Origin of the sequence: Vibrio sp. Vb1337 (assembly GCF_033338715.1) — a bacterium.
GTDB classification, from domain to species: Bacteria; Pseudomonadota; Gammaproteobacteria; order Enterobacterales; family Vibrionaceae; genus Vibrio; species Vibrio alginolyticus.
This window is the reverse complement of sequence record NZ_JAWOTD010000010.1, coordinates 70118-95625: the sequence shown is the minus strand read 5'-3', so window position 1 is coordinate 95625 and position 25508 is coordinate 70118. Positions and strand designations below refer to the sequence as shown.

At 46.4% G+C, this 25508-nt stretch carries 18 protein-coding genes and 1 riboswitch; of the genes, 8 read left to right on the top strand and 10 right to left on the bottom strand.

The genetic code is table 11. The features are described 5' to 3' along the window. Positions 1 to 11: 11 nt before the first annotated feature. The 5 genes from R7E42_RS13090 to R7E42_RS13070 form a co-directional block, all read right to left on the bottom strand. Complete coding sequence (locus R7E42_RS13090) at positions 12 to 932, bottom strand: diguanylate cyclase (protein WP_318072744.1); 921 nt, start codon at positions 930 to 932, stop codon at positions 12 to 14. A 309-nt stretch (positions 933 to 1241) separates the two neighbouring features. Beyond that, positions 1242 to 1670: a cysteine desulfurase sulfur acceptor subunit CsdE gene (csdE, locus tag R7E42_RS13085; RefSeq protein WP_047102627.1), complete on the bottom strand. Its 429-nt coding sequence runs from the start codon at positions 1668 to 1670 to the stop codon at positions 1242 to 1244. A gap of 19 nt (positions 1671 to 1689) precedes the next feature. Beyond that, a complete protein-coding gene (tcdA, locus tag R7E42_RS13080) occupies positions 1690 to 2499 on the bottom strand; it encodes a tRNA cyclic N6-threonylcarbamoyladenosine(37) synthase TcdA (protein WP_005380241.1) in 810 nt (269 codons plus the stop codon). 99 nt (positions 2500 to 2598) lie between these two features. Beyond that, positions 2599 to 3702 (bottom strand): murein transglycosylase A, encoded by a 1104-nt coding sequence (mltA, locus tag R7E42_RS13075; RefSeq protein WP_005391723.1) that lies wholly within the window; start codon positions 3700 to 3702, stop codon positions 2599 to 2601. 273 nt (positions 3703 to 3975) lie between these two features. Beyond that, the gene (locus R7E42_RS13070; RefSeq protein ID WP_005380234.1) at positions 3976 to 4431 is read right to left on the bottom strand and encodes a DUF2850 domain-containing protein; all 456 of its coding nucleotides are present in this window, start codon (positions 4429 to 4431) and stop codon (positions 3976 to 3978) included. 162 nt (positions 4432 to 4593) lie between these two features. Here R7E42_RS13070 and argA point away from each other — a divergent pair, with 162 nt between their 5' ends. After that, positions 4594 to 5931, top strand: coding sequence for an amino-acid N-acetyltransferase (gene argA / locus R7E42_RS13065; protein WP_012841478.1), 1338 nt, complete (start codon positions 4594 to 4596; stop codon positions 5929 to 5931). 417 nt (positions 5932 to 6348) lie between these two features. Continuing rightward, a complete protein-coding gene (locus R7E42_RS13060) occupies positions 6349 to 6537 on the top strand; it encodes a hypothetical protein (protein ID WP_005380230.1) in 189 nt (62 codons plus the stop codon). Between the two features lie 34 nt (positions 6538 to 6571). On the opposite strand, the gene recD is transcribed toward R7E42_RS13060, so the two are convergent. The 3 genes from recD to recC form a co-directional block, all read right to left on the bottom strand. Further along, on the bottom strand, positions 6572 to 8719 hold the full coding sequence (gene recD / locus R7E42_RS13055) for an exodeoxyribonuclease V subunit alpha (protein ID WP_318072743.1): 2148 nt from the start codon (positions 8717 to 8719) through the stop codon (positions 6572 to 6574). Next, positions 8719 to 12393: an exodeoxyribonuclease V subunit beta gene (gene recB, locus R7E42_RS13050; RefSeq protein ID WP_318072756.1), complete on the bottom strand. Its 3675-nt coding sequence runs from the start codon at positions 12391 to 12393 to the stop codon at positions 8719 to 8721. Before recB ends, recD begins: the two co-directional genes overlap by 1 nt. Positions 12394 to 12720: 327 nt before the next feature. After that, complete coding sequence (gene recC / locus R7E42_RS13045; RefSeq protein WP_318072742.1) at positions 12721 to 16212, bottom strand: exodeoxyribonuclease V subunit gamma; 3492 nt, start codon at positions 16210 to 16212, stop codon at positions 12721 to 12723. A 252-nt stretch (positions 16213 to 16464) separates the two neighbouring features. Between recC and R7E42_RS13040 the strand changes: the two genes are divergently transcribed. Further along, on the top strand, positions 16465 to 18288 hold the full coding sequence (locus R7E42_RS13040) for a DUF3413 domain-containing protein (RefSeq protein ID WP_250654376.1): 1824 nt from the start codon (positions 16465 to 16467) through the stop codon (positions 18286 to 18288). Positions 18289 to 18363: 75 nt separating this feature from the next. On the opposite strand, the gene R7E42_RS13035 is transcribed toward R7E42_RS13040, so the two are convergent. Further along, positions 18364 to 19338: a TDT family transporter gene (locus R7E42_RS13035; protein WP_017636010.1), complete on the bottom strand. Its 975-nt coding sequence runs from the start codon at positions 19336 to 19338 to the stop codon at positions 18364 to 18366. Positions 19339 to 19447: 109 nt separating this feature from the next. Between R7E42_RS13035 and R7E42_RS13030 the strand changes: the two genes are divergently transcribed. The 5 genes from R7E42_RS13030 (at position 19448) to dapD (ending at position 24349) form a co-directional block, all read left to right on the top strand. After that, on the top strand, positions 19448 to 20374 hold the full coding sequence (locus tag R7E42_RS13030; protein WP_025768221.1) for a LysR substrate-binding domain-containing protein: 927 nt from the start codon (positions 19448 to 19450) through the stop codon (positions 20372 to 20374). A gap of 128 nt (positions 20375 to 20502) precedes the next feature. Next, positions 20503 to 20802, top strand: coding sequence for a YebG family protein (locus tag R7E42_RS13025; RefSeq protein WP_005380208.1), 300 nt, complete (start codon positions 20503 to 20505; stop codon positions 20800 to 20802). Positions 20803 to 20958: 156 nt separating this feature from the next. Then, positions 20959 to 21034: riboswitch (Fluoride riboswitch) on the top strand. A 259-nt stretch (positions 21035 to 21293) separates the two neighbouring features. Further along, complete coding sequence (locus R7E42_RS13020) at positions 21294 to 21986, top strand: iron-sulfur cluster assembly scaffold protein (RefSeq protein WP_009707467.1); 693 nt, start codon at positions 21294 to 21296, stop codon at positions 21984 to 21986. A 23-nt stretch (positions 21987 to 22009) separates the two neighbouring features. Continuing rightward, positions 22010 to 22993 (top strand): GGGtGRT protein, encoded by a 984-nt coding sequence (locus R7E42_RS13015; protein ID WP_167415412.1) that lies wholly within the window; start codon positions 22010 to 22012, stop codon positions 22991 to 22993. 324 nt (positions 22994 to 23317) lie between these two features. Continuing rightward, entirely contained in the window at positions 23318 to 24349 is a 1032-nt protein-coding gene (dapD, locus tag R7E42_RS13010; RefSeq protein ID WP_025768219.1) for a 2,3,4,5-tetrahydropyridine-2,6-dicarboxylate N-succinyltransferase, read from the top strand. 70 nt (positions 24350 to 24419) lie between these two features. Here dapD and glpQ read toward each other — a convergent pair whose 3' ends face one another. Further along, on the bottom strand, positions 24420 to 25475 hold the full coding sequence (gene glpQ / locus R7E42_RS13005) for a glycerophosphodiester phosphodiesterase (protein WP_025768218.1): 1056 nt from the start codon (positions 25473 to 25475) through the stop codon (positions 24420 to 24422). Positions 25476 to 25508 lie beyond the last annotated feature (33 nt).

Here is a 25508-nt window from a genome sequence, read left to right as displayed (position 1 = left end):
AACCAACAAGGTTACTCCATCTGCCTATCCAGAGTCGCCACGCAATTTCTGCCATTTCTTTTCGCAGCATAAAGCGCTTTATCTGCATGCGCATACAAACGTTTGGTGGTTTCATTTCTGCCTATTTCCACCACGCCTACACTCACCGTGACCGGAATTTCAATCTTTTCAAATTCGAACTGACAATTTTGAATGTGGGAACGTACTTCCTCTCCTACCTCTTTCGCCGCCGACAGAGAAGTTTCTGGCAAAATAATCGCAAACTCCTCCCCTCCGACTCTTGCAAAAATTTCGTCTTTGACGAGTAAGTGAGAAACCAAATCAGCTAAGGTCTCTAAGACATAATCCCCCGCATCATGACCACGTTTATCATTGATGACTTTAAAAAAGTCCAAATCAAACAATAACAACGCGGAGTGATAGTTCGGCTCTTGAGCTTTAATGACCTCTTCTGTGAGCTTTTCGAAAAAGACACGTCGATTGTAGATGTTGGTAAGAGCATCAATTTGGCTTTGATGGCGAAGAAGGGTTTCAACTCGGTGGCGATTGGAGATGTTGCGTGTAAGAATAAGGACAACGCGACGACCTCGGTATTTTATAGCGAGTGGGCAGATCTTGCCTTCGTAGTATAGGTCGCCTCTTGGCCCACTGTTAGCATCTATTCCCTGAATGCTGTCGGCGCACATCTTGTACTCGACCGTCACAATACTGTCTTGTTTCAGTGATCGATTGACCTGCTCGATAAACCAGTCAGCTTTATCTTTCTCGAGTACGCTGTGCAGCGTCTCACCTATCAAATTGCTTCCATCGTGATAGGCTTTTTTATCTGTTCCTCCAAAAACATCAATATAGATACCATCTTCACTCAGAATAAAAGTGGGGTCTGGCATTCCGGATAACACGTCTTGCGCATGTTCCAAGGTGAATTGCATATAGGGAGGTTCCTAGCATTTGTATCTAAGTAACCCAATCGCTTCCAAGTGTGTTTCCACATTGGGGAATAGGAGCGAGTGGGGCATATGTCTATTATCTAATATAGACAAATTTTAAATACAATTGAGTTTATAAAAACCAAGTGGGCAATATAATGAACCAGGATCAATAGAATGGTTAATTAACGCTAAAATAGTCGACCATTTGCATATTTTTTATCCATTTGCAAAAAATATCTCAACTCAGATACAAAAAACGCCAAACAGCTAGGCTATTCGGCGTTTTTTAAGAATTGGGAAAATGACTCGTTACACGGCGGTTTGCTTAATCTGCTCTACAATAGCTTTCAAGCCATTACCACGTGACGGGCTTAAATGGGAGACAAGCCCCAGTTGTTCAAAATAAGCATCAATATCAAATGCTTGAATTTGATCGGCCGTTTTACCGTCATAAGCTGCCATCACCAAGGCAATCAATCCACGGACGATACGCGCATCGGAGTCCGCACAAAAATGCCAAACGCCATCTTGCTCTTTGCTCACTAACCACACCAAGCTTTCACAACCCGAAACGGTAACTTGTTCTGATTTCAGCTCTTCTGGCATTTGTGGCAGCTTTTTACCCCACTGAATAACCTGACGGTAACGATCTTCCCAGCCTTGAAATTGCTGCATAGTCGCTACAATGTCTTCGCTGGTGATATCTGTACCAAATGGAGAAACGGGAAAATCTGTCATGATGCGCTCTTCTTCTAGTTTACTTCTTATATTTTGAAATCAACTTCTCAACGATTCGCGATACCGCGACAAAGCCAAACGTTGCAGTTACAACAGTCGCCGCACCAAAACCGCTAGCACAATCCATACGTTTTGGGCCTTCCGCTGTCGACTTCACACCACACACTGAACCGTCTGCTTGAGGGTACTTCAGCTGCTCGGTTGAAAACACGCAATCAATACCAAACTTACGAGCCGGATTCTTAGGGAAGTTATGATGACGGCGCAAGGTGTCTTTGATTTTCTTCGCTAGAGGATCTTGGATCGTTTTCGTTAAATCAGCGACCATGATCTGCGTTGGGTCAACCTGACCACCAGCGCCCCCCGTAGTGATCACTTTGATCTTGTTGCTGCGGCAATACGCCAACAAAGACGCCTTCGCTTTTACGCTGTCAATCGCATCTAGCACGTAATCAAACTCTTTGCTTAAGTACTCATGTTGATTGTCTGGCGTGATGAAATCATCAATCAGATTGACTTTACACTCTGGGTTGATCAATTTGACACGCTCGGCCATCACTTCAATTTTGCTTTGGCCAACGGTGCCCGTCATCGCATGAATTTGGCGGTTAATATTCGTGACACAAACATCGTCCATATCAATCAGAGTCAACTCACCGATCCCCGTACGAGCCAGCGCTTCCACCGCCCATGAACCTACGCCACCAATACCAATCACACAAACGTGTGCAGCGCGAAGAATGTCTACTTCACTGTTGCCATAAAGACGACGAGTGCCGCCAAAGCGTTGATTGTAGCTGTCAGATGCTGGGGTATCGAGTTCACGCATATTGAAGTCCAGATGATCGATAGAAAAACAAAGAGTGCGATTTATACGCACTCTTTGATGAAATGTCTAGATAAGAGAGTGTTCCTCTTTCTTGGATGGCTATTGTAGCTTTTCTGGCGGCAAAGCCCAAGGCGCTTGAGTTGGTGAGTTTTCCAGCCCAAGTTTCCAAACTCGACCAAAATGCTTGTAGTGCCCTGCTTCCGTTCCTGCTCTCGCACCAATGCCATGATACAGATCCAAATGGTTCTGTTTTACCGCACCACCAGTATCTAAAACGATCAGCATTCGCAGTTGATGAGCACCGCTCCACGTACCATCCGCATTCAGCAATGGTACTTCCGCCAAGATTGGTGTGCCCATTGGTAAGATAGAACGGTCACCCGCGACCGCGGCCATTGGCAACAAAGGAATACCAGCCGACCCCGTTACTGGCGCTTCCGCTTTTGGCGCAAAGAAGACGTAAGAAGGGTTTTGCTCCAACAACTCGCGTACTGTTGCGTCGTCGTTGTCCATTACCCACTCTTTAATCGCTTTGAGAGACATTTTTTCACGCGGCACTTCACCACGTTCAATCAAAATGCGGCCAATACTAACGTAAGCTTTATTATTTTTCCCTGCGTACGCGAAGTACTCCAACGTATCATCATCTTCAAAATGCACATAGCCACTGCCCTGCACTTCCATCATAAATGGGTCGATACGATTAGGCGCGTAACCTAGCACCAAACCTTGGCCATCTAATGCCCCGTTGTAGATCTCCGCGCGAGTCGGACAATCTGATGAGCAGTTTGGCTTGCCATAAACTGGGTACTTAAAAATGTCGTTTGGTGTATGACGCAGCTCCATCACGGGAGAAAAGTATCCGGTAAACAGCACATTACCTTTTTTATCACCACCACCCAATTGCGCGGCTTGAATGCCAAACGCACTCAACGCACTGGTGTCTCCGCTCTGTTGCGCCCACTCACTTAATCGTTGATATAGCGGTTGGTATATCTTCGCCATGGATGGTGACTTTATCACCACTTGCTCAGCTTGCTTGTTAAATTCAGTAAAATCGCGTGGTTTGTTAGACTCAACCACATCCACTTGATTGAGGATCTGAGGAAACTCACCATCAAGATATTGCTGAGCACGATCATTTTGTTGAGCACAGCCAAAGAGTAGGCTCAAAGAGATAATAGGAAGGAGTTTTTTTAACACGTGTCTTTTCCGTAAAAGAGAATAGCAAAAGGATGGCAAACAAATGCATACGGTGCAATTGAAAAGCAACGACAAAATGTTTCAACGCTAAGCCAATCCGTTTACTCGTTGTGAATTCATTCAGTTAATACAACATGATAGCAGCGGAAGAATTACGGAATTGTCCGGATTATGTTTGAAAGTAAGATTTACTGATTGAGAGATGAAATTGTGATCATCCATGTGACTCACAGACGAAAAAGCTGTCAGCTTAAGAGACAATAATAAAAACGACTATCTTACCGCAATCCTTGCACGCCCCTCTAAACGGAATACAGGTAGATAATGTGCATTGGCATCCAGCTTCATTTCTGCATGCTGCTTACCCACAAAATTGAAGTGCCGCTCATTTGAACCCACTCGATACGAAAACGAATCCCCATCGAATTCAAAACTGGTCGCCACTGTAGAACCATTTACGGTAACACCGCGCTCACTCAACACAAATTCTTCACGAGCATAAGGCGCAACATCTTGCTCAACCCAGCGACCATAAATTGTCGATTTGGGAATGGGCGGATTAATGGTTCGAGTAATCAAATCACTATACAGCATGCACACGACAACGGTTCCAACTATCGCTATAAGCATGAGAGAACGCTCTAGCCACTTACGAAGCATTGATTTAGATGACGTTTTTGACAGATTTGAAGCAGTGATCGCAGCATTCTTATTAACAGCAGAAGACATGAGGTTCACGTATTGAGGAAAGACGCCACCATTGTAACCTTCCCTCTTAACGGGACCAAGAACCTACCTCAATATGTTTGTGCTTTATTCCAAAATTTCACCTTGCCACCAAGTGAATAAAAAGGCATTATTTTAACATAATTAAACAAAGGAATGGCTGTAGTGAAAATTCGTAGTACTGCTCTCGTAAAAGGATTCCGTCAATCAACACCTTATGTCAATGCTCACCGCGGAAAAACCATGGTGATCATGCTGGGCGGAGAAGCCGTCGCACACAAAAATTTTGGCAATATTATTAATGATATCGCACTCATGCACAGCCTCGGAATCAAAGTCGTGGTGGTGTATGGTGCACGTCCTCAAATTAATCAGCTGCTAGAAAAACAAGACCTCACTACGCCTTACCACAAAAATATCCGCATTACGGATGAATCGGCTTTATCTGTTGTTATGCAAGCTGCCGGACAACTTCAACTTGCGATTACTGCGCGCCTATCAATGAGCCTCAACAACACTCCGATGGCAGGCACCCAGCTCAATGTCGTTAGCGGAAACTACATCATTGCTCAGCCACTCGGCGTTGATGATGGTGTGGACTATTGCCATAGTGGACGCATTCGCCGCATTGACACCGACGCGATTAATCGCACGCTCGACCAAGGCTCTATTGTGCTACTTGGCCCCATTGCTAGCTCTGTGACTGGCGAGTGTTTTAACTTACTTTCTGAAGAAGTCGCGACACAACTGGCGATAAAGCTGGGTGCGGATAAGCTGATTGGTTTTTGCTCCGAACAAGGTGTCATTGATGACAACGGCAATGCTGTCGCCGAATTACTGCCAATTGAGGCGGAGCATGTCATCAAAACGCTCTCTGAAAATACGTCTCCTGATCTAGATTACAACACAGGAACACTGCGCTTTCTTAAAGGCTCTATTGCCGCTTGCCGTGCCGGAGTACCTCGTAGCCACTTGATCAGTTATAAAGTAGATGGCGCCTTAATTCAGGAGTTGTTCTCTTTCGACGGCATCGGAACCCAAGTTGTTATGGCGAGTGCTGAACAAGTGAGGCAAGCTAATATTGACGATATTGGCGGTATCTTAGACCTCATTCGCCCGTTAGAAGAACAAGGTGTACTGGTTAGGCGCTCTCGAGAGCAGCTAGAGCAAGAGATTGGAAAATTTACCATCATCGAAAAAGACGGCTTGATTATTGGCTGTGCTGCCCTTTACCCATACCCAGAAGAGCGTAAAGCTGAGATGGCTTGCGTAGCGATTCACCCTGACTATCGTGATGGAAACCGAGGTTTGTTACTGCTCAACTACATGAAACATCGTTCTAAATCCGAAACCATTGATCAGATTTTTGTCCTCACGACACACAGTTTGCATTGGTTTAGAGAGCAAGGTTTTTACGAAGTCAGTGTCGACTATTTGCCTGGAGCCAAACAAGGGTTATATAACTTCCAGCGTAAGTCCAAAATCTTAGCGTTAGATTTATAGCTTAACCTTAAATCAGGGAGCGAAACTTAACGTTCCACTATACCAACTAACCTCAAAGGGCAGGATTTAGTTCATTAACGCTCAACCCTGCACATCGAGCTTGTTTAGGAACGAGTTTGTTTAGGAGTAAGGCCACACATAACCCCTACTCCGGACTAGCGGGTCATCATGTAAACCCAACTTAGATATGCGCAAACCATTGCTTGATTTTTGTTCCAATTTTATCTTTTAAATATACATTTGGTTGGCTATACTCTGCTCGCTAGTGATTGGTTTTTAACCAATACGAATGGATCTAGGTGATGTAATGTAGCCTTCACCCTAAAATACTGGGCAATTGAAAAACTAGTTAGCTCCGTATTGCACACCAAGGACAGTTGTTAATCTGACTTTAAATAAGCCGAGACGAGCACTGTTATGAGAACAATCATTTGTAATTCGCTTCAAAGCTTCTGGGATATGGCTGACAATCAGTTTTTAGAAGGCCTAGACGTCCACTGTGTTTTCCCCGTAAATGACGCTATCCGAGATTTTATTCTTGCTTATCAACAGCAATACAAAATACGCAGCGTGTCTTTTACCAATGCGTTTGCAAAACATGCATAAAAGAAGACCGAGCCATAAGCTCGGTCTTCTTGTTTTAGTTAGTAAGCCGCTGTACTAACCCACTCGCACGAGTGGTTTTCACCTTAATGCCTCGCTTCAGAACATTAAGTTCGGCGTAAAGAGCTAAACGCTTTTTCGCGCGGGTAATGCCTGTGTAAATCAACTCACGGGTTAATATCGGGCTAAAGTCTGGTGGCAAAATCATAAGGGTGTAATCAAATTCACTGCCTTGCGATTTATGGATGGTCATGGCGTAAGCCGTTTCATGTTCAGGTACTCGGCTTGGCAAGACCGATTTCACACTGCCGTCAGGTAACTCGAAAAAGACTTTCAAACGCGGTTCTTCTTCACTGTCATCTCGCATACAAATACCAATATCACCGTTATACAAACCTAAACCGTGATCATTACGCGTAACCATGACGGGTCTGCCGTGATACCAAATTTCATCCTGAACTTGAATTAACTTGCGCGCCGCAAGCGCTTTCTCGATGCGTTGGTTTAGCCCAGCCACACCGAAGTCACCTTCACGGATCGCGCACAGCAGTCGGCATTGGTTGAAGGTATCTAACACCGCTTTGGCTTTGTGCGTTAGCGACTCTGGCTCTCCGGTTTTAGGATCAGTTTCCTGTTGTCCAATGCGTTTGAGGTAACGACCGTATTCCTGCACCAACGTCTGCATCATTTGGTTGTAATGTTGACTACTTAGTGCGAAATGTTCGATATCGGAAAAGTCACGCGCCCAGACATTATCTACACTCGCAGCAGAACCGGAATTGACCGCTTTTGCCAGCTGACCAATGCCTGAGCGAGCATCAAATCGGTAACTCTTTTGCAGCATACACAGGCTATCGGCAATGCTGGAGGCACTGTTCCCCGTATGGGCTAAAGTATCGAAACCCGTCAGTTTTGCGATGGCTGACGCCTGCTCTTTGCCATAACCCAATGCATGGAACGAACAGATATCACCCAACACAGCCCCTGCTTCAACTGAGGCAAGTTGGTCTTTATCACCTAACAAAATCAGCCGCGCATGCTTCGGTAAGGCATCGACCACTTTATACATCATTGGTAAATCGACCATCGACGCTTCGTCGATAACCAAAATATCCAAATGCAGTGGATTTTGCTTGTTGTGACGAAATTCTGCGCTATTAGGAATCGCGCCCAGCAACCTATGTAAGGTACTCGATTCAGTCGGAATTTTGGCTTTTAGCTCCGGAGAAACTGGCAGCTCTTGCACTGCTTTACCAATGGACTCGGTTAATCGCGCCGCCGCTTTCCCCGTTGGGGCCACCAGTTTGATGGTTAGATTTTTTTCGTGCGTCGCCTGTTCAATCAAAGCAGCAAGCAATTTGGTTACTGTCGTCGTTTTACCCGTACCAGGGCCACCAGAAATCACAGCAAATCGACGAGTTAACGCAACCGCCGCCGCGACTTTTTGCCAGTTCACGCAAGCCGAGAGTGGCACGAGTTCATCCAGTGTTTGTAAATCCTGAACCTTGCGCGCATTGCTAAGTACGGAATCAATGGCGTGCCAATCCAACGATTCGCTTACGACCACATCAAGGTGATCACATACCAATTGCTGGCGCAACACTTGGTTGCTGCTTCCCGCTTCTACTGCTTTGCCTAACGCGTTAAACAGAAAATGGTATTGGCGTGCAAACAAATGGTTGAGCAACTCGGATAATCGCACAAACTCTTGTGGTTGCAAGTTAACTGCGGCGCCCAACTGATTGAGCTTTTCCGCCAGTGTCACTTCATAATGCCAATAGCGGTGCAGATACAGACGCTCGCCATCGAACATCAGCGGCAAGGCTTCTCCTTGCGCGCCGACCACGGTGGAATTTTTTAATACTTGAATCCAGTCTATGTCTTGCAACTGTGTGTTGAGCGCCAATGCCGACTCACCAAACAGCCCTAGCTTACTGGCTAAATCCGTAGATTGCCCTTGTGCATCGAACAGAGACAGACAGATATGTCCTTTGCCAAGCTCACTACTGACAACACCCGCGATAAACGCCAATGCTTGACTGTCCGACTGTTCATCATGCGTTTGAGAATCAATAAAACAGGCGAATTGGTAGTCGAGCTGACGAATAGCACCTTTGTGCGCCAAGCGTTCCAGCACTACCAATAAACTATCTTGGCCAGAATGAAGATTGTGATTTGTCGTCATTAAAGTAGCTCCATCTGCCCGGCTTGAGTTGAGCGCGTTTCAAGTACTTGACCATCAATCAAACGATCCATCTCTTGTAAGAAGTCTAAGGTTGGTTTCGCAGCAAAAATGCCGTGGTCACTCTGCCCATCCATGCCGCGTAAGAACAAGTAATACACGCCACCGAAGTGCTGCTCATATTGATAATTCGCCAATCGGCTGCGTAGGAAACGATGCAGTGCTAACGCATAAATCTGGTACTGCAAATCGTAGCGGTGATCCGCCATCGCCGATTTCAGAGCCTCACCATGGTAGCTCGTCACATCGTCGCCAAGATGATTCGATTTCCAGTCAAGCACGTAGTATTTACCTTGATGTTCAAACACCAAGTCGATAAAACCTTTGAGCATGCCTTGCACGGTTTGGAAACCTAAATCCCCCGCTTTCGCCGACAACGGATCGTGACGTTGAATGACTCGGTTTAACGCCGGTGCAGACAAAACTTCAATCGGCAGCAAAAACTCCATCTCCACCAAACGTTGCGACGGTGCTTTTTGATTCAGCAGCAAAGACTTACCATCCAACGGCGTTGCGAGTACGGTATCAATCAATTGCTGTAAAATGGGCAACCACTCTTCATCGAGCTGTTCGCTTTCCATCAAGCCAAGGATGATTTGTGTATTCTCTTCCGTCGTGGCTGGCTGAGTAAATTCAATTTCCTCAAACAGGCTGTGCAGGAACGTACCCGGACGCGCACCACGAGGGAAGGTAAAAATCGAACGCTCTGGCTCCACCAAATCCGCTTCGTCTTGTTCTTCAGATGAGTCGATATCGAAACCTGTAATCTCAATCGTGGCATCATGCTCGGCGTGATGAGAGCCTTGCTTGACCAAGCCAGAGTAACTGGTGATGCGCCAGTTTCTGTCGATAGGGTTTTGCAGTTCTTTCGCACTAAGATCGTGTACTTCTTCTTGTGGCGCTACGTACTTCTCTTCGAGTTTCTGCGGCGGATCGGCCACGACGACACAATCAAGCTCGTCTTGTTGCTTTGTTAAACCTTGGTGCAAATCGTTAATGCCACCTTCTTGACCATTCTGAATCAAATAGCCAATCGCACTGCGGTGTACGCCAGTTGGCTCTTTGGTCGAACGGCCATTACGCAACGGTGAGGCACCGATAAAACACGCATACACAGCTCGCGTTAATGCCACGTATATCAAGCGTAAGTCTTCCGCCAAACGCTCTTTATCCGCTTGCTTCATGGACGCATCGTTGCCAGTGATATCCAGTACCGTGCGGTCATTGGCTGCATCGTAATATTTGGCTTCACTGGCTTCTCGATAGCTGAACACAAACGGTAGAAATACGAGGTCATACTCCAAGCCTTTTGATTTGTGAATAGTCACGATCTGTACTAAGTTACGTTCCGATTCTAAACGTTGGATTTGGTCATCACTGCCGCCCAAACCGTTTTCCGCATCACTGATAGACTGAGCGAGCCAACGCAGCAGACCGTGATCGCTGTCCAGTTCATTACTGGCTTGTTGAAGCAGTTCACCGATGTGCATTAAATCGGTAAGTACTCGCTCACCATTTTCACCCTGTGAGCTTGCACCCTCTTCTAGTAATCGCTCAGCAATATGGCGTTTGCTGATCACTGCGCGCAGCATCGGTAGCACACCACGCTGAACCCAAAGTTTGCGATACTCTTTGAATTCGTTAACAGCGTTTTCCCACACGACTTCATCGTTATTAAGCGCATCCAAACTTGCTGCATCGAGGGCAAACAGCTCAGAGGCAAGACTTGCACGCAGCGCACGATCATTTTCTGGAGTCAGCACCGCTTGCAGCAAACGCTGTAAATCCTGCGCCACTGAACTGGTAAACACACTGTCTCGGTTAGACAGGTACACGCTGGCAATGCCTTGGTTTGCCAGGGCTTGTTTGACCATTCGACCTTCACTACCTGTTCGAACCAACACCGCGATATCGCCCGCTTGAACCGCTTTCTGATTTTCGCCATTCACCAGACACGCTTGCCCCTGTTGAGCCTGCGTCAAAATGGTTTGGATTTGGCTTGCGGTCGCCTCTGCCATTCGAGTCAAATACTTGCCTTTTGGTAGCGGTTTATCGTCCGCTTCTTGCAACCAATAAGTCAGCGCTGGTTGCTTTTGGCCACCCATAGTCCAAATGCGTTTTTCGGCATTGGGACTGTACTTAACGGGTAAGAACGGAATATCCGAATCGTAGATAAATGGACTGTCTGGCAAAGCAAATACTTGGTTTACCGCCTGCACCATATCTGCGCTAGAACGCCAGTTGGTTCCTAACGTGTAGTGGGCACTTACTTGGTTACGCGCTTTGATATAAGTGAAAATGTCTGCGCCACGAAAGCCATAAATCGCCTGCTTGGGGTCCCCGATCATAAACAAACCACATTCCGGGTTGTTCAGATAAATACGGCTGAAAATACTGTATTGAAGCGGGTCGGTATCTTGGAACTCGTCAATCATTGCGACAGGATACAAAGTACGAATACGCGCCGCTAAAAGCTCGCTTTCGTCCGTATCGATAGAAGCAGAAAGTTGTGTCAGCAAATCATCGAAAGAGAGCCACTGTTTTTGATTTTTCGCGTTGGCCAGCATCACACGACAATGCTCAATCGCATGAGCAAGCAGTGGCGCTTTTAAGCTGATTGGGTTAGCAAGAAATGTTTCAATGGCTTCAAATACCGCGTGCTGCGGCGCACTGCCTTTCGGTGTTTTTTCCAACAAGACGTTTTGCGCGAATTTCTCCAGCTTGTCTGGATAATCGTAACCTGTGGTTTCCGTTGCTGCCCAAGCGTTTACCGCCTCCAACCACGTCGGCAGAGACTTTTTGGTGTAGCTGCGTTTGCTAATATCTGAATCTGAAATCAGCGTCAAGAAGTCATCTTGGCTTTCTCGCCACTGTGCTTTTAATTCATCAATTTTTTTCAAATTTTCAGTATGAAGATCAGCCAAACTGCCTTTCATTGCCGGAACAGAAAGGCTTAACGGCACACCAGTTAAGTAATTGCTGATGTCAGACAACAACGCAGATGGAGAGCCCCATAGCTGGCGAATTTCTCCAGCCAAAGTAAATGGCAACGGGTAGAAATTGCGGCGCCAGTAATCGGCTACAACTTGCGCTTTTAGGTGACTTTCATCGGTCACAAACTCGTTATTAAATCGGCTGCCAGATTCAAACGCATTTTGCGTTAGCATACGTTGGCAAAAACCGTGAATGGTGTAGACTGCCGCCTCGTCCATCTGACGCTCTGCCTGCAATAAAATTTCTGCGGCTTGCTTGTGATCGTCAAACTCATTAAGCAAAGGTTGGATCACCGGATCGGAACTCTGTCCACGCGCAAACGCGATTCGCGCATCATGGATTCTTGCCCTGATACGATCGCGTAATTCCGCAGTTGCCGCTTCGGTAAAGGTTACGACCAGAATTTGGTCGACCGTAAGCGGTACGCGATGTCGAGTTTCCGCGCTGCCGTGACCAAGCAAAAGGCGCAGATATAAACCTGCAATAGTGAAGGTTTTACCTGTACCTGCTGATGCCTCGATTAACCTCGCACCATGCAGAGGAAACGTCATCGGTTCTAGTGGCGTTGGTTGAGGTTGCTCTGTGCGGTCTAATGTATGTAGAGGACACTCTGCACCTGACATTTGATCCATAACGCTGAATCTCTCCGGATTATTTACTAGGACGTATCACCTAATAAATGTGATCTATAGTTAAAAATTCTATTAATATGTTTAACAAGTTGGATAATTTAGAGCTTTGTGAGATCTTTCTCACGGTTATCCATAAGACGTACCGTTAGTATGCGCCCCACGAGATAAGCCAAACCTTTTTGGCGGCACAACTCAAATGAATTAAACAAAAGTATCATGGTCCCTCTGACCTTGTGGCCGTACAGCGAACGCCCTACAAAAAATAATGATTTTCTGGCGGCCACCCTACTCTTCCTTCTCTTTATCCAGCTGTCTTTATTACGCTTTTACATCATCAGCGTCTTGAACTGCTAAGCGCGCACCTTGCAGTACTAATGCTGTCAGCAAACGAACTTCTGAGGCCAACTCATCATTCCAAGCAGGCCAAATTCGAGAGATGTACGCATTACTGCCTTCGCCCGGGCTCATGAAGCCATCATTGAATGCGTCAGCCATTTTCTTCAAAGATTTCTCTTCGTCATCGACCCACTGACCGCGGCTAAAGCCCGCTTCAACACAAGCCAACGCCGTTTTCGGGAAATAAGGCAAAGGCTTAGTCATGCCTTCGAAAAATAAGCGAACTAATTCAGTCAGTAGCTGTTTGGCATACTGCGCATCGGCAATTTCTGGGTAGATCAAATGCAGCGCGCCTTCTTTACGATCGTAACCAATGATGTGAGTTTTCTTAGCATGACCCGACGCCGACATGGCAAGGTGATCGATCCACGCTGCAAGGTAATCCTGCGATCGAATCTTACCGCTTCGATAGCGAATCAAACCGGATTGGTAGCATTGAGTTAGCCAACCTGTTAGGCGAACGTTTTTCTCTTCGCCTTCATTTCGCTCAAACAAGGAATCAAACGTCAGGTCGATTTCCAAATCGTCTTGAGGCGCACCAGATAAAAACGCCAGTTTATCCACCAGCTCTTCCGCCTGAACTCGGTTGGTTTCAAATTCGATATCACCAAACGCCCCCACCGGCAGTTTGCCTTGCGCGCGCTGTTGACTCATAAAGTGTTTAAGCACCTCTGTTTTTTTCTCTGGCGGCATCAATGTCGCTTCAAGCAAGGTTTCTAACAGCTCATCACGCATTTGATAGCTTTCCAAACCACCTAAAACAAAGAGTTCGTCGTCTTCCATCACCGGTAGTGGCGGTTCAAAGATTACTTTTAAACGACGATTGAAAAAATACTGCACTGGTAAACGCCAGAAACGTTGCAACTCGACTAAGTCGAGCTCAAGCGGGAACGTCGCTCCTAACAGATAGTCGTCTAATGCCCGATTAAAATCACGACGAACATAGCCTTGCGATTGACTACTTTGAGTCAATGCCGCTGGAATCCACTCTTTCGCGTAGCTGGCGTGCATGCCTTGGAACGCCCTTGGGCTAAACGGCACCATGGCGTGGGTATTCACCAACGCATTTAATAAGTTGTCGCCAGACTCATCAACGGGCAACGCTTCATCACCACTTAAACAATAGTTTTGGTGACAGTATTCCATCAGCTCAGAAACCAGAACCGAAGGCACTCGCTCGGTGTTGTCTTGGATTGAACGGCCAACATAACTGATGTAGAGCGTTTGCTGTGCAGACAACATCGCTTCGAGGAATAGGTAACGGTCATCATCTCGGCGCGAACGGTCGCCCGGCTTGGTTCTTCCCGTCATCAAGTCAAAGCCTTCTGGTGGCATGGAGCGTGGGTACACGCTGTCATTCATCCCCAGTAGACAAACGGTTCTAAACGGAATAGAGCGCATCGGCATCAGAGTACAAAAGTTCACTTGACCAGCAAGGAAGCGCTGGCTGACTCGTGTGCCAGATAATTTGTTTTGAAGGTATTGGCTGATGATCGACGGCGATAACGCATCATCAAATGCGGCATCAGCTAATTGCTCTTTGAGTTGGCTGAGCGTATCGCGAATGGATTTGAGCGCCATTTCGCCTTCTAACTCAACAGAGAAGAAATCATCCAGCAGTGAAACCAAAGTCTCTCGCCAACCATCGATAGTTTGAACATGAGAAAGTTTGCTTCGATAAGTGCTAATTTGTTGGATAAAGTGTGCCAACTTGCCCGCCAGCTCTGCGCCCATGCCTTGCACTTCGTTGTACGGAGACAAACTGCCTTGCTCGGTTTCAAACAAACCAGCGGATTCTGGCATCGCGTAGCCAAGCAACATTCGTTGAATACCAAATTGCCATGTGTTTTGACGAGTTTCCGGCAGTTCAAATTCGCGTCCGGTATTGGCATCCAACCCCCAGCGAATTCCCGATTCCTCAACCCATTGTTTGGCTTGTAAGAAATCATCTTCGCTGAGTTCAAAACGCTTTAATATCGCTGGAGTTTCCAGAAGTTCGAGTAGTTCTGATGCCAAACAGCGCGTATTGGGTAAGTTCACCAACTGCATAAATGCAGCCAGAATTGGGCTCTCTTGATCGGCGGTTCGGTCAGAAATCGAATATGGAATAAAACGCTCACCCGGCGCGTTACCAAAGACCGCCTGAATCGCAGGGCTGTAAGCGTTGATGTCCGCGACCATCACGATAATATCGCGCGGTTTTAACGTTGGGTCAGCATCGAACATCGCCAACAGTTGATCATGCAGCACTTCAACTTCGCGCATCGGGCTGTGACAAGCGTGTAGGCTCAGTGATTTATCACCCAAGCGAACCACTTGTTTGTGATGACTGTTTTCAATCTGTTGATCATCTTGATGTTCTTCAAGATTGAGAATATCCGCTTGCAATTGATGGAGCAGACTGTCGCGCTCAACATCAACAAAGGCTTCGATTTCATGAGATTCCAGCTGAGACAACAGATACATATTGTCGCGCCCGAGTTTACCCATGGATGCCAACAGACTGTTTCCGACCACATCGGTGTGCAGCTCATCGATCACATTATCTTCCAGTGATCCTTTCAGTTGCTCAGTTTCACCTTGCACTTCCGAGTGATCGTCCTGCCACACAACGTGCTGACGATGTTTCGCCGCCAAACGAGCCAGATATTTGCGATCTCGAACTTCACCCCAGTAATAACGACACGGGTTGGTGAACATCAGATGCACGTCGATGTGTTCACCAATTGCTTTTAGCGCATCCATATAGCGAGGCGGCAACGAAGAAATGCCAAAAACAAACAAACGCTTGGGTAAATGGTCAAAATTGCCGTTAAAACTCTCTAACGTGTCGATAAAGTGCTCATAAAGGTTGGCACGGTGATATGGAGACTGTCCTAATGACACAGTGTGATCATACAACGCTTGCCATAAGATCGGCTGCCACGGATGCTCATCTTCCAGCTCTGGCACACTCTGCCCTGCTTCCCAACTTGCGATCCACTCCGGACGATACACCAAGTAACCATCGAAAATATCGGCAATTTTCTCAGCCAGTTGATACAGCTTAGAGTGATCACTGTCATCTTTGAGGTACTGCGCTAACGGCGAAAACACGTCTTGGTTGAGAAGCCCCGGCAGCAGATGCATCAACTTCCAAGTCATCGCTTCTTTGTTAAACGCACTGCGTTTTGGCACGTCTGGCAACACCTGCGTAAACATTTCCCAAATGAAGGTAGCAGGAAGCGGAAAATAAATGTTCGCGGCAACACCAAACTCTTTGGCCAATTCCATTTTTAGCCACTGGGACATGCCCGGACTTTGAACCAGAATTTGTTCTTTTTCGAACGGGTTTTCCAGCGGACTGATTCGAATCAGTTCGACAAGGAGTGATTTAAGAACGTCAACTTGGTTGGAGTGATAAACAGTAAACAAATTGGGAATACCGAGCGCCGATTGAAACTGTTAGCTAGCTTAGCACAGCCCCATTTAAACCCGCAGTGATCTCGCGTTCGGAAAAAACAAAAGGTTATATATCACTCAAATAGAGTATGAATCTTCTGAATTTTCACATGTCAATCAAGTCTGACACTTCCATACAAAATGTGACATTCGTCGCAACTATTCCATAATAAAAAACACTGTTTTATACTCCCTCTACCCATAATTTATAAACAAACAAAAAGTATGTTTCGCAAACTGTCTTCCAACAGCGCTTGGCTGATTGCTTTTTTTGCTTGCTTTACAGTGTACCTGTCGATCGCTTGTTATCCTTTTGTGTTGTCTAACAATCAGAATGAACCACTAACCTTGTTGCAAGGTTACTATTTGGTTTCGACTCAATATGGCTGGCTGGGCTTGATCGCTCTTCCATTTATGTTGTTGAGTTTATTGCTCTCTTTTCTACCGACTCGAGCATTCAAAGGCATCGTGATCGCTATCGCGATCTGTCTATTGATTATGTTTAAAGTCGATATCCTCGTTTTTCAGCAATACAAACTTCACATCAACGCTCTATTAATCCGTATGTTTTTCGAAGGTGGTGATGATGTCTTCGATATTTCGTGGATGAGTTGGCTAATCTTCATCAGTGAAATTGCCGTTCTGGTGATCGGGCTCGCTTGTACCGTTTGGGTAAGTAATCAACTGGCACAAAGCCGAGCTAAGTTCGTTTTGATCAGCGTCTGGTTTGCTGTATTGCTTAGCACGCAGATGATTCATGCGTACAAAAACGCACTTTACGACGATGAAGTCAGTCAGTTTTCGAATAACTGGCCACTTTACTACCCGCTGACGGCTCGTAAATTTATTTACAAACACGACCTAGTGGATGAGAACATTGCATCGAAGAACCGCGTAGAGTTAACCAACATTGAACGTAGCTCACTCAACTACCCGCTTGCGCCGATTCAAGTGCAAAGCAAAGAGAAACAGCCCAATGTCTTGTTTATCTTGGTTGACGCGTGGCGCTACAGTGATGCGACGCCGGAAGTCATGCCAAATGTCAGCAAGTTCGCCGAAAAAACGGTGAATTTCACACAACATATGAGCGGCGGCAACTCAACTCAAGCGGGTATTTTCAGCCTGTTTTACAGCTTGCCAGCGACCTACTGGGAAAGCTTTTACGCAAGTCAACGCTCTCCTGTTTTTATGGATACGCTGCAAGCAGAAGGCTACCGCATGGGCATTTTTGGCTCAGCACCGCTCACCAGTCCGCCACTCTCTCGCACGGTATTCAAAAAAGTGTCGGACTTGACCCTGAAACAAACTGGGGAAACAGCTGTCGAGCGCGATCAGCAGATAACAGACAAGTTCATCGAGTTCCAAAAGCAGGACAGCGACAAGCCGTACTTTGGTTTTCTGTTCTACGATGCCGCCCACGGCACGGTGTTTCCTGAACCTGAATTTGCGAAATTCAAACCATACTGGGAACGCGTTGACCACATTTTGCTCAACAACGATTTTGACGCTTCGCTTTACCACAATCGATACAAGAACTCGTTGTACTACATCGACAGCTTGATTGGTGATGTGCTGAAAAACGTCGACTTAGACAACACCATTGTGGTGATTTCATCAGATCATGGTGAAGAGTTTAACGACCATAAGATGAACTATTGGGGCCACACGGGTAATTACAGTGACGTTCAAGTGCATGTGCCTCTTTACGTGTACATGCCAAATCGTCAGCCAGAGCAAGTTGATTACCGCACGACCCATTTTGACGTCGTGCCAACCATGATGAATACGCTGTTTGACGTTCAAGGCACAACGAGTTCATACAGCGTTGGTCATAACTTGTTTGATAGCTCTGCCTCTCGCGATTGGTATATTGCAGGCAGCTACTACAACTATGCATTGGTCGGCAAAGAACTGATGCTTGTGGTAAACCCTGGCGGGCACTCTCAGCAACTGAATCGCCAGTTAAAAGTCGAGAAAGAACAGAAAGTTCCTGTCGATATCATTCGTCATTCTCTGGATGAGATGTCGCGATTTTACAAAAAAGGCTAGTGTCCAACATCGACGCCGATTGAAATAAAAAAGCCTCTTGGTTGTAAGACCAAGAGGCTTTTTCCTATCTGCTATTTAAGCGTGATGAGCGTGCATCAAGCGTGGCTGAATCAATAAGTTGTTGATGTATTGTAAAGCCACATAAGAGACAACAAATGTTGCCACAATCAACTCAAGACCAGCTAAGCCTCGCACTTGTTGAACATAGTGCGCAGCCAATCCTTGCAACTCCATCCAATTCGCCATTTTAAACAGCGCCGTCGCACCGATCACCATCGGGAAAGTGAACGCCGCATAGCCTGGGCTAAATGGCAGTCTAAGCAATTTAAAGAATGCGAGGTAAATGATGGCTGTCATCAATACCGCGATACCAAATAGCATAGCGATGATCACTGGTGATGGTGTCGCAGTGACCGTTAAGTACCCTGCCAATGATAGACTTGCTGGCGCTGCCATGATTGCCATTGTTGGTTTCGCTGCATCCGGAATTTCATGGGTGAACATGAAACGGTAAATCATCATCGGCAACATGATCGCGTACGCCACCATACCAAACATCAATGCACCTTGTGCCACTGGTGCTAACATCGGGTTGCCAGAGAAAGACACATCCGCAACGATAATACCCACAGGCGGTACAAACCAACTAGGAACCATGTGGTGCAATTCAAAATCTTTGGCGCGATGGTAAACAAAGCTCACCAAGAACACGATGTGCAAAACCACCGCAATCAGCCAAAGCGCATCGCCAGCTAATGGGTAAAAATGGCCGAGAGAATTTGAAACCACCATGGTTCCCATCGCAAATGTCGGAACCACGCTGCCCACAACCGGATGAGCAAGATCTTGTCTCAATAGATGATTATGTAGCAAAAACTTGGTTGCCAATATAGCCAATAATATGCTCGCGATACCCGCACTAATCCACTGTCCGTAGCCATGTAATTCGGCGAAGTTCTCCCAACTCCAGCCCAAGCTTGCAATACCAAGAGCCAAACCCGCCATTGGAGTTGGTGCTCCCATTACTTTTGCTTTTGTTCTTTGAATCATAATGACCTCAACCAGACTCACTCTTGATGGGACGTATAATACGCTTGCACTTCGTTCCGATATATCTAATTATTTAAAACAAACGTTCAGAATTACTTAACGGTGGGGTATGGCAAGTCACATTTCTCTTAAACAACTGAAAGTGTTTACGACGATCACGCAGCACAAAACGCTCACAGCAGCTTCTGATAGTCTCTTTTTATCGAAAGCCGCAGTGAGCATGGCACTCTCAGAATTAGAAAAACAGATCGGCCATCACTTGTTTGATCGTGTTAATAACCGACTGATTTTGAACCAAGAAGGTCAAAAACTGCTACCACTGGCGGATGAGTTACTCAACCGAGCCAAAGACATCGAGAGCATTTTCGATGGTGACCAAGCGCTATCGGGCCAACTTCGCATTGGTGCCAGCGACACCATTGGCAACCAAGTCGCGCCCTATTTGCTTAGCGAATTTCGTCAGCAAACGAACCATCGTTCTCAAAGCCTGTTCATTTCTAACTCCGCACAAATCTGCGACATGCTGACCGATTACGAGTTAGACATAGCCCTCATTGAGGGCAAAACACTTCACCCTGAATTGCAGTCTACCCAGTTTAGCGAAGATGAAATGTGCGTGATTTGCGCGCCCGATTACCCAGCCGCGCACGAAGGGCCAGTAAACTTAACCGAGCTAGAAAACAGTGAATGGATATTGCGAGAGGCAGGATCTGGTTCACGCGAATTTTTTATGCGCGTTGTCGCGCCGCGCTTGGAACATTGGCATGAAGCTTTTCAGCTCAATACCACCGAAGCGCTGATCAACTCAGTATCGGCAGGGTTAGGCTTAGGTTGCTTGTCACGTTTGTCTGCAGAACCTGCTATTCGTGACGGCCGCGTAAAACTGCTCGACATGCCTTTAGATATGAAACGTCGCTTCTGGTTACTGGTTCATAAAGAGAAATATCAAAGCCCATTGCTCAAAACGTTTATCGAATTTTGCCAAGATTGGGAGCGACCAACAAACCTTCCTTTGGCGGACAAATCCGCAAAGTGAAACCAAGATAGTTTAAATGCTAGTCAGTTAGTTGTACGTGTCTCTCATTCTGAGGCTTGTCGCTAGACTTGATTGGTCAAAAACTGTATAAAAAGCCAGTATCAATACACCAAATTAGGGGACCAACCATGGCTGTAATCGTCAAGTACGTGGTAGAACGCAATGGAGAAGAGAAAATGACTTTTACCTCTAAAGCGGAAGCTGACGCATACGACAAAATGCTGGATATGGCAGACGAGTTATTCTCACTGCTGGGTAAAAGTGAACTTCTAGAAGACGAAGGTAAGCAAGAAGATCTTGCAATGTTCCTTGCGCAAAACAAAGAAGAAGTGCTTTACGCTCTGGGTGCAAAACGTAAACCTGCACCAAAAAAAGCAAAGAAGCTTGAAGCTGTTGAAGAAGATAGCGAGCAAGAAGACGCTGCATAAGCCTCTCATTTGTTTAGAAAAAACGTCGCATTATGCGGCGTTTTTTTATTCCTTCCGTTTATCTCCATATATCTCTGAGAATATAAAGAACCGATTTAATATCCCAAATTGCTCTAAATTTCATGTTGCAGATTAGTGTGACTTAGATCTAGTCTAAATGGGTTCGGTGATGGGGTACCACCGGAATCGAAAGATTCGAACCGCTGTTAAAGCTAATGACTCCTACAGAAACGAAAACAGGTCAGCCCTGTTGGAAGTGCTTTCGCTTATGTTGTGAAAGCAAGAGTTCTGTAGTGAGCAATTCAACTCTTCTCCAACCCCGCTCCTGTTTTCTCAAAAATTAAAAAGATATCCAAAATAGTTGTTAACTCAACAAGGCGACAAACGCATGAACCTCCTGAACATAGTTTTCTATTTGATGGAGCGAATAAGAGCAGTCAACGCCGTTGAGTCTGACAAATAGGCTGGATATCGTACACTGGGAAAACATTATGCAATATTCACACGAAATCCAATCAATGTGCCCGATTCAACGCGGCGATCTTCATGCATCTGCACCGATCCCTGTTGAAGGCGCAATGATCAATCCAAAAGACGTTATCGCGATTTCTGGTCTTAGCCACGGCGTTGGTGCTTGCGCTCCTCAACAAGGCGCAGCAAAACTGACCCTTAACGTCAAAAACGGCATCATCGAAGAAGCTTTGATCGAAACGATCGGCTGTTCAGGCATGACTCAATCAGCAGCGATGGCCGCAGAAATCCTAACCGGTAAAACCATTCTTGAAGCACTGAATACCGATTTGGTATGTGATGCTATCAACGTCGCGATGCGCGAAATCTTCCTTCAATTTGTTTACGGTCGTACTCAATCTGCTTTCTCTGAAGGCGGCTTGGAAATTGGTGCGGCACTGGAAGACCTCGGTCAAACTCAACGCAGCCAAGTGGGTACTAGCTACTCAACCAAAGCAAAAGGCGTGCGTTACATGGAATTGGCTGAAGGCTACGTAACAAAACTCGCACTAGACGAAAACAAAGAAGTGATTGGTTACCAATATCTCAACCTAGGCAAGATGATGAAAGCCATCAACGAAGGCGTATCTGCAGCAGAAGCCGCAGACAAAGCAACGGGGACTTACGGTCGTTTTGACGAAGCCGTATCTACCATCAACCCACGCCAACAATAATTGCCACCAAGAGGAAAGAGATTATGAACACTCCAATTACTGAATCTGTACGTCGCACATTAGACGAAATGCAACTTTCTTCTCTGGAAGAGGCTTACCAATACTGTATGGATCGTGGTATCGACCCTAAAGCGCTGGTGATGGACACTCAACCTATCGCGTTTGAAAGCGCTGCCGATGCCTACACACTGGGTACTGCTTTGGCGATTTTCCGCGGTGCAAAAACAGCAGAAGAAGCTGCAAACATCATCGGTGAAGGCCTTCAAGCCTGCACAAAACTTGGCAGCGTCGCAGAGCAACGCCAAGTGGGTATCGGTCACGGTGCATTGGCGGCTCGTCTACTGAATGAAGAAAGTGGCTGTTTCGCTTTCCTTGCAGGTCACGAGTCATTCGCAGCGGCAGAAGGCGCAATCAAAATCGCATTGAACGTCAACAAATCACGCAAAAATCCGTTGAAAGTGATCCTGAACGGTTTGGGTAAAGACGCCGCTTACCTAATCTCACGCATCAATGGTTTCACTTACGTACGTACTCAATACAACTACCAAACTGGTGAGTTAGTGGAAGTAGAACGTCGCCGTTTCTCCCAAGGTCCACGTGGTGAGATCCTTTGCTACGGTGCAGACGATGTGCGTGAAGGCGTGGCTATCATGCATAAAGAACAAGTGGATGTGAGCATCACAGGTAACTCAACCAACCCGACTCGCTTCCAACACCCTGTAGCAGGTATCTACAAAGCGGAACGTAACCGTGAAGGCATGCCTTACTTCTCAGTTGCATCAGGTGGTGGTACTGGTCGTACTCTACACCCGGATAATGTGGCGGCAGGTCCTGCATCCTACGGTATGACCGATACCATGGGTCGCATGCACGCCGATGCGCAATTCGCGGGTAGCTCTTCAGTACCTGCACACGTAGCAATGATGGGCTTCATCGGTATGGGCAATAATCCAATGGTAGGTGCAACGGTTGCACTTGCAGTAGAGGTCGGTGAGCTAAGCCTCTAAGTCGATTTATCGCTTTACTACCCAAAGCCAGTAAATCCAACAAACCCAGTGTAGGGGGAGTGACTTCGGTCCTCCCCTTATTTTTTGCGATGCTCCCTTCTCCCACTTCACTTTGTCTTTACCCCAAACCGGTCTGATAAGGCTTTTGCGACACATTTCTCATCAGACAAACATATCTCTAAAAAGACAAAAGGTATCCATCTACGGACTTTCTCCATTTCCCCTCTTTAAACTCCCCAATACTCTCTTTATGATGACTGACAACTTAATTATTTCTTGTCAGTGAACAGACGAGACACAAGACTCAACACATGGAGATCAACTATGGCTTTCTTCTCTCTAGCCTTTGGTACGGCAACTAAAAACCGCGACGGCAAAATCATCGAAGCGTTTTTCCCAAACCCAGTTCTTAACCCAAGCGAAGCGCTTGTTAACGCACTAGCAGCAGTAGCAGGTTACGAGCAAGGCAACCAAGCTATCGAGATCTCTGCAGCACAAAGCGCAGAACTGGCAGCAGCATTTGAAGCAAACGGCGATGCGGCAAACGCATCTTTCGCAGCAAAAGCAGCAGAATCAGCACAACCACTTGTACTGGTTATCCTTGCAACTGACGAGCAGCCACAAAGCGTTGCTGAAGGTTTCCTAAAACTTCAACTTATCTCTAACCGCCTAGTTCAACCGCACGGCACGGTACTAGACGGCATCTTCGGTCTACTACACAACATCGCATGGACTAACGAAGGCCCAATCGACTTACCTGAACTAGCAGAGCGTCAAATCGAAGCTCGCCTAGCGGGTCGTGCACTAAGCGTAGATTGTGTAGACAAGTTCCCTAAAATGGTGGACTACGTGGTACCAACTGGCGTTCGTATCGCTGACACTTCTCGCGTACGTCTTGGCGCACACGTTGGCGAAGGCACAACGGTAATGCACGAAGGCTTCATCAACTTCAACGCAGGTACAACTGGCGTGAGCATGGTTGAAGGTCGTATCTCTGCTGGTGTAGTGGTTGGTAACGGCTCTGACATCGGCGGCGGCGCATCTATCATGGGTACGCTATCTGGCGGCGGTAAAGTTGTGGTTTCTATCGGCGAAAACTCTCTACTAGGCGCGAACGCAGGTCTTGGCTTCCCAATGGGTGACCGTTGTACTATCGAATCAGGTCTGTACGTAACTGCTGGTTCTAAAGTACGCATGCTAGATTCTGACGGTCAAGAAGTCGAAGTGGTGAAAGCACGCGATCTTGCTGGTGTTTCTGACCTACTGTTCCGTCGTAACTCTGTAACAGGTCAAATTGAGTGTCTTGCAAACAAGAGCGCGGTTGAACTGAACAGCGAACTGCATAAAAACAACTAATAAATAGTTAAGAAAAATCCCCCAGCAGGAAACTGTTGGGGGATTTTTTAGCTTAAGTCAAAATGCGTGATTACTGATTTAAAAAGCTGACCGCTTTATCTGGGAAATCAGTAAACAAACCATCCACTTTTACTTGGTTGTAGTACACATCCATCATGCCTTCAAAGCTGTCAGTGTACGCTGGAATGCGTCCTGGATCGGCGCGGAACGTGTATGGATGCACTTGCAAGCCAGCGTCTTTTGCAGCCTTCATCAACGGCTTGATGATGATATTGTCTTTGGTTGACTTATCATCCACCAGCATCGGCTTCCAAGGTCCAATTCCTTCCGCGTAACTCGCTACTTTCTTCATTCCGTCGGCTTCGAACATCCAGTCATAACTGTATGGTGTTGCCTTGTCGCCTTTGTACACCATAGTTTCGTTCCAGTCCGTGTAAGCCATAAGCTGAACGAGCTTTAAGTCCATGTCCATTGCAGGCATGAGTTCACTGTTGATGCGTTGAAGTTCATTCGCATCAAAACACTGAAGGTAGACTTTGTCGTCTTGAGAGCCGTAACCGTACTGCTTCAAGACTTTAAGTACTGCTTTAGAAATGTCCTTACCTTCATGACGATGGAACCAAGGCGCTTTAATTTCTGGGTAAATACCGATGTCATAACCCAGCGTTTTGTTTAAGCCTTGGATCAGCTCAATCTCTTCAGCAAACGTCGGCACGGTGAAATCAGATTTCCACATAGGGAATCGGGTTGGATAGCCCGCTACTTTGTTGCCTTTGTCATCGATATTAAAGCCTTCAGTTACTCGCAAGGATTTGATTTCCGCCAGAGTGAAATCAATCGCGTAATAACGACCATCTTTACGTGCACGATCAGGAAAACGCTCCGCAACATCCGTTACGCGATCGAGATAATGGTCATGCAACACGACCAACTGGTCATCTTTCGTCATTACCACATCTTGCTCTATGTAGTCAGGTTTCATTGCGTAAGCAAGTGCTTTGGCTTCTAGCGTGTGCTCAGGCAAGTAGCCCGATGCGCCACGGTGCGCAATGACAAGCGGCTTCGCAATCGCACCAGCAGAGAGGCTAAGTGCTAAAAAAGTAAGACATACTGACTTTGTTTTCATTGTTATTTCCTTGATAAAGCGAAGAGGCAGTAT

Coding starts and splice junctions, on each gene's coding strand:
- glpQ (WP_025768218.1), bottom strand. CDS start 25,475: ATGAAAACAAAGTCAGTATGTCTTACTTTTTTAGCACTTAGCCTCTCT.
- R7E42_RS13035 (WP_017636010.1), bottom strand. CDS start 19,338: ATGATTCAAAGAACAAAAGCAAAAGTAATGGGAGCACCAACTCCAATG.
- csdE (WP_047102627.1), bottom strand. CDS start 1,670: ATGACAGATTTTCCCGTTTCTCCATTTGGTACAGATATCACCAGCGAA.
- recD (WP_318072743.1), bottom strand. CDS start 8,719: ATGACGACAAATCACAATCTTCATTCTGGCCAAGATAGTTTATTGGTA.
- R7E42_RS13020 (WP_009707467.1), top strand. CDS start 21,294: ATGCAATATTCACACGAAATCCAATCAATGTGCCCGATTCAACGCGGC.
- R7E42_RS13025 (WP_005380208.1), top strand. CDS start 20,503: ATGGCTGTAATCGTCAAGTACGTGGTAGAACGCAATGGAGAAGAGAAA.
- R7E42_RS13015 (WP_167415412.1), top strand. CDS start 22,010: ATGAACACTCCAATTACTGAATCTGTACGTCGCACATTAGACGAAATG.
- dapD (WP_025768219.1), top strand. CDS start 23,318: ATGGCTTTCTTCTCTCTAGCCTTTGGTACGGCAACTAAAAACCGCGAC.
- R7E42_RS13060 (WP_005380230.1), top strand. CDS start 6,349: ATGAGAACAATCATTTGTAATTCGCTTCAAAGCTTCTGGGATATGGCT.
- R7E42_RS13030 (WP_025768221.1), top strand. CDS start 19,448: ATGGCAAGTCACATTTCTCTTAAACAACTGAAAGTGTTTACGACGATC.
- R7E42_RS13040 (WP_250654376.1), top strand. CDS start 16,465: ATGTTTCGCAAACTGTCTTCCAACAGCGCTTGGCTGATTGCTTTTTTT.
- recB (WP_318072756.1), bottom strand. CDS start 12,393: ATGTCAGGTGCAGAGTGTCCTCTACATACATTAGACCGCACAGAGCAA.
- tcdA (WP_005380241.1), bottom strand. CDS start 2,499: ATGCGTGAACTCGATACCCCAGCATCTGACAGCTACAATCAACGCTTT.
- R7E42_RS13090 (WP_318072744.1), bottom strand. CDS start 932: ATGCAATTCACCTTGGAACATGCGCAAGACGTGTTATCCGGAATGCCA.
- R7E42_RS13070 (WP_005380234.1), bottom strand. CDS start 4,431: ATGTCTTCTGCTGTTAATAAGAATGCTGCGATCACTGCTTCAAATCTG.